This window comes from Spirillospora sp. NPDC046719 (genome assembly GCF_040645715.1).
Taxonomy (GTDB): Bacteria; Actinomycetota; Actinomycetes; order Streptosporangiales; family Streptosporangiaceae; genus Spirillospora.
Window position 1 is genome coordinate 42886 of the sequence record NZ_JBEYYT010000017.1, and the last position, 11368, is coordinate 54253.

Here is an 11368-nt window from a genome sequence, read left to right on the forward strand (position 1 = left end):
CGCGCCGCCGTTCGGCTCCCGCCCTCTCCTGACGGCCGGAGGTCTCATGGCATCGGGTTCGGATGCGGCGGTCACGATCAGCGTGGTCCTGCCGGTGTACGACGTGCAGGATTACCTTCCTCAGTGCCTGGAATCGCTCTTCCAGCAGGCCGCCTCCGGGGTGGAGGTGGTGGCGGTCGACGACGCGTCGCCCGACGACTGCGGGCGGATTCTCGACGAGCATGCGCGCCGCGACCCGCGCCTGCGGGTGGTGCATCTGGACCGCAACCACGGCCTGGGTGAGGCCCGCAACATCGGCCTCGGCCACGCTCATGGGGACTATGTCTGGTTCGTGGACAGCGACGACTGGGTGACCAGCGGCGCGCTGGCCGCCATCCGCCGGCGTCTGGAGCGTTCCCGGCCGGACGTCCTGGTGTTCGACCACGCGCGTGAGGTCGCGCCCGGCCGGCTGGCTCCGAACCCGTGGAGCGGGCTGCTCCGCGAGCCGCCGCCGGAGGAGTCCTTCACCTTGGACGAGCGGCCGTCCGTGCTCGGGCTGATGATGACGGCGTGGAACAAGGTGATCCGGCGGGAGTACCTGCTGGACCTCGGCCTGGAATTCGGCGATGGGTTCTATGAGGACGTCGCGGTCACCTATCCGATCCTGATGGCCGCCGAACGCATCTCCCTCCTGGACCGCGTCTGCTACGTCTACCGCGTGCGGCGCACGGGCGCGATCACCTCGACGTCCAGTGACCGGCACTTCGAGGTCTTCGACGGGTACGGGAAGATCTTCGCCTTCATGGACGGACGGACGGGCTTCGCAGGCGACCACCGGGCCGCGATGTTCGACCGGATGATCTGGCACTACACCACGATCGCCGAGGACCCGTCCCGGGTGCCGGCGGCTTCGCGGCGGCGCTTCTTCCGGCGGGTGTCGCGGGAGTTTCGGGCGCACCGTCCGAGCCCTTACCGGTATCCGCCGGGGGCGCGCGGGATCAAGTTCCGGCTGGTCGAACGCGACCTGTACTGGCTGTTCCGCGGGCTCGGGCCGCTCAATCGGGCGCGGCTCGTGCTGCGTGGCGCGGCACGCCGGGCGGGCGGCATGGCGCGCACCGGTGCCAGGCGCGCCAAGGCCGCAGCGCCTCTCGCCTACTACCAGCTGCAGAAACGGCTGCCGATGGACGCCGGTCTCGCGGTCTACGCGGCGTACTGGTACCGCGGCTACGCCTGCAATCCCAAGGCGATCTACGAGAGAGCCCGGGAGTTGGCGCCCGACGTCCACGGCGTGTGGGTGGTCGGCCCGGAGGCCGCCGGGTCGTTGCCGGAGGGCGTCGACTACGTCGTCGAGGGCTCGCTGCGCTACTTCCGGGTCATGGGTCGCGCGAAGTACTTCGTCAACAACGTCAACTTTCCGCATGCCATGTCCAAGCGCCGCGGCTCCGTCCACGTTCAGACGCTGCACGGAACGCCTTTGAAGAAGATGGGGTTGGAGCAAGAGCCTTATCCGGTCGGTGCGAGCGGCATGAACTTCGCTCGGCTGCGGAAGCACAGCCGCCGGTGGGACTACGTCGTCTCCGCCAATCCGCTGTCGTCGCAGGTGTGGCGGCGTGCGTATCCCGGTGACTACGAAATCCTGGAGACGGGGTATCCGCGCAACGATCGCCTCTTCCACGCGAGCGGCCAGGACATCGACCGCATTCGCCGGGACCTCGGCATCGCGGCGGGCCAGACCACCGTCCTCTACGCGCCCACCTACCGGGACCACCTCGACGAACTCGTGTATCCACTCGACCCCGCCGTTCTGGCGGCGGCGCTCGGGCCGCGATACGTGCTGCTCGTCCGCGCCCACTACCTCACCGAATCGACGCCGCTCCAGGCGCCCTCTTCGGATTCGGCGTCAATTCTGGACGTGTCCGGCCATGCCGCCGTCGAGGATCTCTGCCTGGCGGCCGACATCCTGATCACCGACTACTCGTCCATCATGTTCGACTACGCCCACCTCGACCGGCCCATCGTCATCTACGCCCCGGACTGGGAGACCTACCGCAGCACGAGGGGCGTCACCTTCGACCTGCTCGCCGAACCACCCGGCCCGGTGGCCCGGACCGAGGACGAACTCATCGCGTGCTTCAAGGGCGACGAACCCGGCAGCGCATCGTCGACCGCCAAGCGCGCCGCGTTCCGCCGCCGTTTCTGCACCTTCGATGACGGCCATGCCGCCGAACGCATCGTCCGCCGCGTCTACGGCAACAGCGGATCCGATGAGCGCGACGTCCAGAATGCCGTCATCCGCTGATCAGGTGGTCGGTGCTGGGCGGCGGTAGGTTGGCCGGGTGGATCGAGAGGTGTTCGCCGAACGGTTCGATGCGTCGGCTCGGGCCGCGCGGCGGTTCGCCCAGTCGCTGGTCTCCGAAGAGCTGCCAGAGCCGCTGGTGTTCCGGGTTCGGCTCAACCAGTCCTATGACGGGCACCCTCCGAAACCCGGCGAGTTGCGGTTTCCGGAGGACGGCAGCCGCCGTCGGGCCGCCGAGTTGAACCGATGTGACGCAGACACCGTCGTGGCCGAATTATGGCGTGACGGTCACGTGCCCGAGTGGGTGAACATCGCGGTGGTCGGCGAGACGGGTGCGGCGACGGTCGTCGAAGTCGTGTGTTGCGGGCGCTTCACGAGTGACGATTCTCGGCTCTATCACTCCGAAGAGGGGGCGCCGCCATTTCATGTCCTCGGTCCGGTTCTGCCGCCTCGGCATGACGGCACTCCGTTCAGCATCCACCGGCATTTCGAGTGCTGGGACACTTCCGACCTCGGACATCTGGCGGCGGTCGCCGGCAAGGTGTGGTCGTTGGCGCTGGCGACCGGGGAGTTCGATGATGATCTGCTCTCCGCGTTGCCGGATCTGCCCTGCGTTGAGATCTTCGAGCATCAGGCGTGCGCGATCGGCGCCGAGGCCATGTCGGCCTTCCTGCGCTTCCCACGGCTGCGGGTCTTGCGCCTGCATCTCGGTGAAGCGAGTCTCTTCCATGCCGGCGCCGGTCGAGGACGGCTCGGCGCCCTCACCGACCTGACGGTCTCCGGCCTTCCGCCGCGGCCGTGGGGCCAGGATGTGCTGGCCGACGTCGCTCCCGACCTTGCGAGCGTGCGCCTCAGTGCGAAGGACGCTCTCTGGCTGGACGGAGCCTTCCCTTCGTCCCTGAACAGGATGAGCCTCAGTGCGGCGAACGTCGCCGGATCGGCGAGGCTGCCGGCGAAGCTCGACAGCCTGTCCATCTGCCTCACCGCTGCCGCCGACGAGGACCTGATGGCGCTGCTCGACGGCGTCACGCAGGTCAGGTCGCTGAGCCTTCGCGGGACTCCCGTCGGCGATGCGATCGTTCCGGTGATCGAGCGGTACGACCTCGATCGGCTCGATCTCGTCGACACCGAGGTGACGCCCGCGACGCTGTCCGGATTCCGCGCCGACCATCCCGGAATCAGCGTGCTTCCGCGCATCGGCCCGTAGCGATGAGTTTCGGTCGTGCTTCGGGTCTCCACTGGGACCGCTACGACCGAGAGGGAGCTTCATGGGCAAGGTCATCTACTGGATGAACACCTCGATCGACGGCTACATCGAGGATGCCGACGGCGGCATGGACTTCATGGAGCCGGACGAGGACTTCCAGGAGGCGGCGAGCGACCACGTTCGCCGGATCTCGGCGTTCCTGTTCGGGCGGCGGCTGTACGAGGCGATGGAGGCGCCCTGGACGCAGGAGCTCGGGAAGGAAGGCGCCCCGGCCGTCGAGCGGGAGTTCGCCCGGCTCTACAAGGAGACGCCGCGGTACGTCTTCTCCGACACCCTCCAGACCGTCCCCGAAGGGGTCACGCTCGTCCGGCGCGAGGACGCCGTGTCCGTGGTGACGCGCCTCAAGGACGAGATCGACGGGATCCTCCAACTCGGCGGTCCCGAGCTGGCCGTCTCCATGGTGGACCTCATCGACGAGTTCTGGGTGTACGCGGCCCCCGTGATCATCGGGGGCGGCAAGCCGTACCTGCCCGTAGGGGAGAACGTGCCGCTGCGCCTGGTCGAGCACCGTTCGTTCGCGTCGGGAATCATGTTCCGGCGCTACGTGCGGCCCCCTGCCGGGCGCTAGGTCCGGAGTCGTCCGCGGTTCGGGCCGAAGGTCCCGTTTCCGAGGGCGGGCCGGCGACGAGACTGGAAGCGTCAGGACGCGATCCGGGAACGCCGCCGGGAGGTTCTCGATGAGGCAGACGCTCAGGTTGGGCACCGTCATGGGCATCCCGGTCGGCGTGAACTGGTCGGTCGCCGCGGCCCTGGTCCTCGTCGCCGACGTGCTGGCCCGGTCGATCCTGCCCGCGTCCTCTCCGGGCGTGTCCGGCGGGATCCGGTGGGCCGCGGCGGTGGTCACGGCCGTGCTCTTCCTGGCGTCCCTGGCGGCTCACGAGTTCGCCCATGCGGTGGTCGCGCGCCGGTTCGGGGTGAAGGTCGTCTCGATCACGCTCTGGATGCTCGGTGGCGTCGCCCAGTTCGAGGGGGAGCCGCCGACGGCCCGCGCCGACCTGCGGATCGCGGCCGTGGGGCCGGCGATGAGCGGTGCGCTGGCCCTGGCGTTCGGCGGTGCCTGGGCGCTGGCGGGCGTGGCGGGGGCCCCGGCCACGGCGGTCGCCTGCCTGGGGTGGCTCGCCGCGACGAACGTCCTCCTCGCCGTCTTCAACCTGCTCCCCGCCGCTCCCCTGGACGGCGGCAGGATCCTGCGCGGGTTCCTGTGGCGGTCCCGCGGCGACCGGGTGAGCGCGGCGCACACCGCCGACCGGGCCGGGACGGTGCTGGGCTTCGTCATGATCGGCGGCGGTCTGCTGGCCCTGCTGGCGGGCGCGTGGCTCGACGGGCTCTGGCTGGCGCTGGTCGGCTGGTTCATCGTCGCCGCCGCGAAGGTCGAGGACCGGTGGACCGATCTGCGGGAGGCGGCGGCGGGACGGCGGATCGCCGACGTCATGACGCCCCATCCGGCTCACGGGTGGACCTGGCAGCCCGCCGGGGCCTTCGCCGAGACCGTCGTCCAGACGTCCCGCCAGCCGGTCTTCCCCGTCGTGGACGCCGCCGGAGACCCGGTCGGCGCGGTCACGACGGCCCGCCTGGTCCGGCTGCGGTCCGAGGAGGCCGGAACGGCCCTCGCGCGGTACATGACGCGGCTCGACCCCGACCGCGTCGTCGGCCCGGAGGAGCCCGCCTCGGCCGTCCTGAAGGCGACTCCGATGCCCGGCGGTCTCCTCGCCGTGGTGGCGGCCGACCACCGGCTGGTGGGCATCGTCACGACCGAGGATCTCCAGCGGCTCGTCCAGCGGGCGAGGTTCGGCGACTCCCGGGGCACCGCCGCCTGACCATCCGGATGATGGATGAGGGCACTCACTTTGGGTAGTCGCTCTATTGCTATGAGGAAGCATCGAGAGGAGTGGACCCGGCGGCCCGGTATGGCCGCCGACCTGCGACGTCACGCTGCCCGGGGACGCCGGGCCGGCAGTGCCCCGCCCTGAGCCGGATGAAGTCCGCCAACTCCGGCTCACCGCAGCAGCAGCCGTCGCCGCAGAAGCCCACGGCGCGCCTGTGGCTGCTGCTGGCCGTCACGATCCTCCTGGTGCTCTTCCTGTTCGCCCCGGCCCTCGTGACCTCACGGCAGCGGCAGAACGAGAACCTGTCCTATACCGACTTCTCGGCCCGCGTCGACGCCGGTCAGGTGCGCACCGTCAGAGTCGACAACAAGGGCGCCGTCGAAGGGAGGCTGACCGACGGACGAGCGTTCACCTCCCGCATCCCCACCGCGCTGAACACCTCGGACCTGGCGCAGCGGATGCAGGCCCGGCACGTGAGGATCACCGCGACCCGGACGGGGAGCAGCCCGTGGGGCGGCCTGCTGCTCTGGCTGCTGCCGCTCGTCCTGATCGGCGGCTTCCTGCTGTGGGCGAGCCGGCGGATGGCGGGCCGCGCGGGCGGCCTGGGCGCCTTCAGCCGCTCCAAGGCCAGGGTCATCGAGGCCGAGCGCCCCACCACCAAGTTCACCGACGTCGCCGGCTACGAGGGCGTCAAGCAGGAGATCAGCGAGTCGGTCGACTTCCTGCGGGCGCCGGACCGGTACGCGGTGGCGGGGGCGCGGCCGCCGCGCGGCGTGATCATGATCGGGCCGCCGGGCACCGGCAAGACGCTGCTCGCGCGCGCCGTCGCGGGGGAGGCCGAGGTCTCGTTCCTGTCGGTGACCGGGGCGTCGTTCGTCGAGATGTTCGTCGGCGTGGGCGCCTCCCGGGTCCGCGACCTGTTCACCGAGGCCCGCAAGCGCGCTCCCTCGATCGTGTTCATCGACGAGATCGACGCCATCGGTGGCAAGCGCGGCAGCGTGCTGCCCGGCGGCGGGCACGAGGAGCGCGAGCAGACCCTCAACCAGCTCCTCGCCGAGATGGACGGCTTCGACCAGGAGAGCGGCATCGTGGTCCTCGCCGCCACCAACCGCCCCGACACCCTCGATCCCGCCCTGCTGCGTCCCGGCCGGTTCGACCGGCAGGTGGTCGTCCCGCTGCCGACCCAGTCCGAGCGCGCCGAGATCCTCGCCGTCCACGCCCACGGCAAGCGCCTCGACACCGATGCCGACCTGGACCGCATGGCCCGCGCCACGCCCGGCTTCTCCGGCGCCGACCTGGCCAACCTCCTCAACGAGGCCGCCATCAACGCGGCGCGGGACGGACGCGTCACGATCACCGCGCAGGACCTCGACACCGCCCGCGACCGCATCATGCTCGGCCGCCGCGACGCCGCCAACGCCCTGCTGCCCGACGAGCGCCGCTCGGTCGCCGTCCACGAGTCCGGGCACGCGCTCCTGGCGGCGCTCTGCGAGCACGCCGACCCGCTCACCAAGGTGACCATCCTGCCCGCCGGCATGTCCCTCGGCTCCACCGAGCAGCTGCCGGAGGTCGAGCGGCACCTCTACAGCCACGCCTACCTCACCGACCTGCTCACCATCCGGCTCGCGGGCCGCGCCGCCGAGCTGCTGGTCTTCGGCCAGGCGTCCACGGGCTCCGCCGCCGACCTGGCCGACGCCACCCAGGTCGCCACCCGCATGGTCCGCGAGTTCGGCCTCTCCACCGCCCTCGGACCGGTCGGCTACGCCACCGACGGCCACGAGGCGCTCAGCACCGTCACCGCCGCGCCCTCCCCCTACTCCCCGACCACGCAACGGCTCATCGACAAGGAGGTGTCGCGGCTCCTCCGCGACGCGGAGACCCGCGCGGTAGAGCAACTGCGCGCGCACCGCGCCGCGCTCGACCGGCTCGTCGCTCTCCTCATGACGGAGGAATCCGTGGACGGGAGCGCCGTCATCGCCATCCTCCGCGACGAAGGGACCCAGGACCGCCCCTAGTGAGGTTCGGCTGGAGAGGTGTAGGCGGGGAGGGGGAGGCGGTGGCCGAGGAGGAAGGCCCGTAGCAGTGCCGTGTACGTGGCGGGCTGGTCGCCGGCAATGGCGTGGCCTGCGCCCTTGACGAAGACGAGCGTCGAGCCGGGCAGCGTCTGGCGGTAGTCGCGGGTCGCCGCCCATTTCACGTAGTCGCACTCGCCGCGCATGATCAGTGCCGGGACGTGGAGTCGCCGCAGTGCCGGACGGGGGTCCGGGACGTCGCGGAAGTCCCTGCTGGTGATCTGGTTGACGTAGAAGCCCTGGCGGTTCCCGTGGGGCGTTCTCGGCGGCGCGCCGGGGCAGGACGAGGCGTCCTTCGCCGCGAGGCCCAGCTCGTGGAAGCGCTCGTCCGCCTCGCGGTCGCCGAGCAGGGCGTGGGCGGCGTTGGGATTGACGTCCAGGAGGAGGGCGGCGGCGAGGAACCGGGGGGAGGACGTCAGCTCGTCGTAGCGCTTCTTCTGCGACGGCGTGAGCCGTGTCCAGGGGTCGCCGTCGCCGTCCGGCAGGGCGGGCAGCCACAGGGCGCCGGGGGAGGTGAAGGCCACCTTGGCGACGTGATCGGGGTGGGCGGCGAGGTACTGCGCGGCGAGGGAGCCGCCCCAGGACTGCCCGACGAGGATCATCTTGTCCGCGCCGATGGCGCTGCGGATCGCGTCCAGGTCGGCGACGTGGCGCGCCACCGTGTAGCCGGTGACGTCGGACAGGCGCGTGGAGCGTCCGGCGCCGAGCTGGTCGTAGGCGTACACGTCGAAGCCGTCCGCGGCGAGCGCGGCACCGCCGACCGGTACGCCCTCGCCCGGGGTGCCGGGACCGCCGTGGAGGAACACCACGGGCGTCGGCTTGCGCTTGCCGGAGGCCGGCGCATGGACGTAGGCGATCCGGGAGCCGGTCGGCAGGTTCCAGAACCGGACGCCGGCGGGAGGCGCGGCGGGCGCGGGGGCGGGACCGGGCCGGAAGACGGTCATCGAGGCGATCGCGGCGACGGCGGCGGCGAGACCGGCGCCGAGCAGCAGCGCGGCTCCCCGCTTGCGGCGCACCCCGAGCAGCCCGAACGCGGGGAGGCCGAGCAGGACGCCGACGCCGGCCACGACCAGCAGCCCGATGACCGCGAGGAGCGGGACGGCGGCGGTGACGGCCGCGAGGCCGACGAAACCGGCGATCCCGGCGAGCGGGGCCGCCACCGCGGCGGCGGGGAGCAGGAGGGCGCCGGACAGCCGGCGCAGGGCGGTACGTGGCATGCGAGTCACGCTAGAAGCGAGGAAAGCCCTGCTCGTGGGACCTTCGGCCTATTTCCAGGAGGCCGGATCCCCGCGCTACGGCGGGGCCTGGACCTCGCCGTCCGGCGGACGGCGATCGGGGCGCGGGCGTCAGCGGATGCCGGGGCGGACGAGGCCGCTCTCGTACGCGAAGATCGTCGCCTGGACGCGGTCGCGGACGCCGAGCTTGCCGAGCACCGCCGCGACGTGGTCCTTCACCGTCGCCGGGCTGATACCGAGCTCGGCGGCCACCTCCACGTTGGTCAGGCCGCGCGCCACCCGGCGGAGCACCTCCGTCTCGCGGGGGGTGAGCGCCGCGAGGCGTTCGGCCTCCTCGGGACCGGGGCCGCCGGCGAAGCGGCCGATCAGCCGTCCGGTGACGGCCGGATCGAGCAGCGCGTCGCCCCGCGCGGCGAGCCGCACCGCGTCGATCACCCGCTCCGGGTCGGCGTCCTTCAGCAGGAAGCCGGCCGCGCCCGCGCGCAGGGCGGCGAACACGTACTCGTCGAGATCGAACGTCGTCAGCACGACGACGCGGGTCGCGGGGACGTCGGCGGTGATCCGGGTGGTCGCCGCCAGGCCGCCGGCGCCGGGCATGCGGACGTCCATGAGCGCGACGTCGGGGCGGAGCGAGGCGGCGAGGGCCACGGCGGTCTCGCCGTCGCCCGCCTGGCCGACCACGGTCATGTCGGGTTCGGCGCCGATCATGGCGGCGATCCCCGCGCGTACCACGGCCTGGTCGTCGGCGATCATCACGCGGATCATGCGGCCACCGTGCCGGGCGCTGTACCGACCGCCGTGCCGGGCGCTGTACCGACCACCGTGCCGGCCGCGGCCGCGAGGACCGCACCGGTCGTTCCGATCAAGAGCGGGACACCTCCGGCAGCCATCCCCGTGCCTCACCGTCGTCGGTGAGCGTCAGCGTACCGCCGCAGGCGTCCGTCAGCGCGCGCAGGCGCCGCGCCGCCGCGGTGCCGCCGGGCGCCCGCCCGGACACCGCGACGCCCCGGCCGGAGAACGCGACCGTGATCGCGTCTCCGCCGGACAGCAGCTCCCGCGCGACCTGGTACGCGGCGACCTCAAGGGCCGGCGGGAGCGGCCTGCGGGCGCCGGTGAACCGGACGGCGGCGCCGCGCCGGGCCGCCAGGACGGCGATGCCGTCGACGGTCGGCGGCGGGTCGCCTCCGTCGTCCTGTGTCCGCAGGTCGGCGAGCAGTTCCCGGAGCGCGGCCAGCCCCGCTTTGGCTTCGGCGAGAACGGCGTCGAGCCGTCCGGCGTCGGCTTCATCGGCCACGTTCTGGGCGTGCCGCCGCGCGGTCCGGCGCAGCCCGTCGGCGATCCGCAGGCGCTCGGACGCGGCGGCCGCGGAGACCTCCCGGGCGAGCCGGTCGCGGTCTCTCGCGGCGGCCGCGTCCCGCCGGCTCCGGCGCGCGGCGGTGTGCGTTCCTAGCGCCCAGGCCGCGAAGCACGGGATCGCGAGCGCCGTGGTGAGGACGGCCCAGGCGGCGACGCGGTTCCCGGTGATGCCGTCGCCACTGGCGAGGGCCGCCCCGCCCGTGGCCGCGACGGCGAGGGGCGCGGGCCACGTCCGGCCGCCCGGAGGGAAGGCGGCGACCGCGTAGACCAGCGCCAGCTCGACCCACCAGTACCAGAGGAACACGTCGCTGAGGGGCGGGCCGGGCCAGCCGGCCAGGTCGAGCCCCAGCCACACCAGGAGCGTCGCGAGGGCGATGGTCAGCGCGCCGCGCGGCGCGCGCCTCCGCCACCACAGCGGGAACGCGTGCACGGTGAACAGCAGCGCGAGCGGAGCACCGAGGACGGGCGAGGAGAAGGGGTCCGGGTCGTCTCCCGGCGGCAGTTCGGCGCCGAGGGACAGCGCGAACGCCAGCACGACCAGCACCGCGTCCAGCGCGGCCGGTCCCCGCCAGCCCCCCGGGCCGTTCAGGAAGGCCGCAAGGGCGGCGGTGGGCGACCTTGCCGTCCTGCGCTCCCGCACGGGCGCGGGTGCGGCGAGAGGGAACTCGGCGTGCACCGTCCAGCCGCCGTCGTCGGGGCCTGCGGAGAGCGAACCGCCGAGGGCCCGTGCGGAGGAGCGCAGCCCGGCCAGGCCGTGTCCCGTGCCGAGACCGGGAGCCGCGGGCGGGCCGCCCCTGTCGGTGACCGTGACGGTGAGCTTCGCGGCGGTTCCCTCGACCCGGACGCGGCACGCGCCCGAGGCGTACCTGACGGCGTTCGTCAGCGCCTCGCGCACCACCCGGTGGGCCGCCGCGACGACGTCCGGCGGCGCGTCGGCGGCCGTGCGCAGGTAGTCGACGGCCGGGTGTTCTGAGACCAGCGCGTCGATGTCGTCGAAGGTAACGGTCCCGGCGGCCTCGATGAGTCGGTCCAGTTCGGCCACGGCCTGCCGGGCCGCGCTCGCGGCGTGACGGGTGGCCTCGGCCGCCAGGTCCCGGTCGGCGAGGCGGGTCGCGGCGCCGGCCGACACCACGATTCCGGTGAGCCGGTGCGCCGCCACGTCGTGCAGTTCGGCCATGAGCCGCTCGCGTTCGGCTTCGGCGGCGAACCGCGGCAGCGCGGACGTTCCGGCGCGGTACGCCGCGAGGGCCGACCGGTCCGCCCGTCTACGCCGCCGCGATCGCCCCAGGACCCAGAGCATCGCCGCGCCGCCCGCCGCCAGGAGCCCCGCCCCGGCC

Annotated in this window: 8 protein-coding genes; 5 read left to right on the forward strand and 3 right to left on the reverse strand. The window is 72.8% G+C overall.

Translation table 11 applies throughout. The annotated features are described in order from the left end of the window. Positions 1-46: 46 nt before the first annotated feature. From ABZ914_RS05290 to ftsH, 5 genes are all read left to right on the forward strand, one after another. Positions 47-2278, forward strand: a complete 2232-nt coding sequence (locus ABZ914_RS05290) for a bifunctional glycosyltransferase/CDP-glycerol:glycerophosphate glycerophosphotransferase (protein WP_500191809.1) — start codon at positions 47-49, stop codon at positions 2276-2278. Positions 2279-2315: 37 nt separating this feature from the next. After that, the gene (locus tag ABZ914_RS05295; protein ID WP_500191810.1) at positions 2316-3482 is read left to right on the forward strand and encodes a hypothetical protein; all 1167 of its coding nucleotides are present in this window, start codon (positions 2316-2318) and stop codon (positions 3480-3482) included. A gap of 61 nt (positions 3483-3543) precedes the next feature. After that, the gene (locus tag ABZ914_RS05300; protein ID WP_500191811.1) at positions 3544-4110 is read left to right on the forward strand and encodes a dihydrofolate reductase family protein; all 567 of its coding nucleotides are present in this window, start codon (positions 3544-3546) and stop codon (positions 4108-4110) included. A 109-nt stretch (positions 4111-4219) separates the two neighbouring features. Next, positions 4220-5359: a site-2 protease family protein gene (locus ABZ914_RS05305; protein WP_500191813.1), complete on the forward strand. Its 1140-nt coding sequence runs from the start codon at positions 4220-4222 to the stop codon at positions 5357-5359. A gap of 158 nt (positions 5360-5517) precedes the next feature. After that, positions 5518-7383 (forward strand): ATP-dependent zinc metalloprotease FtsH, encoded by a 1866-nt coding sequence (gene ftsH, locus ABZ914_RS05310; protein ID WP_500191814.1) that lies wholly within the window; start codon positions 5518-5520, stop codon positions 7381-7383. On the opposite strand, the gene ABZ914_RS05315 is transcribed toward ftsH, so the two are convergent. The 3 genes from ABZ914_RS05315 to ABZ914_RS05325 all read right to left on the reverse strand — a co-directional run. Beyond that, positions 7380-8657 carry an alpha/beta fold hydrolase gene (locus tag ABZ914_RS05315; protein WP_500191816.1) on the reverse strand — a complete coding sequence of 426 codons (1278 nt, stop codon included), beginning with the start codon at positions 8655-8657 and terminating at the stop codon, positions 7380-7382. The genes ftsH and ABZ914_RS05315 overlap by 4 nt on opposite strands. Positions 8658-8786: 129 nt before the next feature. Next, positions 8787-9440, reverse strand: coding sequence for a response regulator (locus ABZ914_RS05320; protein ID WP_500191817.1), 654 nt, complete (start codon positions 9438-9440; stop codon positions 8787-8789). A 97-nt stretch (positions 9441-9537) separates the two neighbouring features. Then, positions 9538-11368 (reverse strand): sensor histidine kinase (locus ABZ914_RS05325; RefSeq protein WP_500191819.1); only part of this gene is annotated, 1831 nt, incomplete at its 5' end.

Excerpts from the sequence above, each read along its gene's own strand:
- ABZ914_RS05290 (WP_500191809.1), top strand. The coding sequence starts at position 47 with ATGGCATCGGGTTCGGATGCGGCGGTCACGATCAGCGTGGTCCTGCCG.
- ABZ914_RS05320 (WP_500191817.1), bottom strand. The coding sequence starts at position 9,440 with ATGATCCGCGTGATGATCGCCGACGACCAGGCCGTGGTACGCGCGGGG.
- ABZ914_RS05300 (WP_500191811.1), top strand. The coding sequence starts at position 3,544 with ATGGGCAAGGTCATCTACTGGATGAACACCTCGATCGACGGCTACATC.
- ABZ914_RS05305 (WP_500191813.1), top strand. The coding sequence starts at position 4,220 with ATGAGGCAGACGCTCAGGTTGGGCACCGTCATGGGCATCCCGGTCGGC.
- ABZ914_RS05315 (WP_500191816.1), bottom strand. The coding sequence starts at position 8,657 with ATGCCACGTACCGCCCTGCGCCGGCTGTCCGGCGCCCTCCTGCTCCCC.
- ftsH (WP_500191814.1), top strand. The coding sequence starts at position 5,518 with ATGAAGTCCGCCAACTCCGGCTCACCGCAGCAGCAGCCGTCGCCGCAG.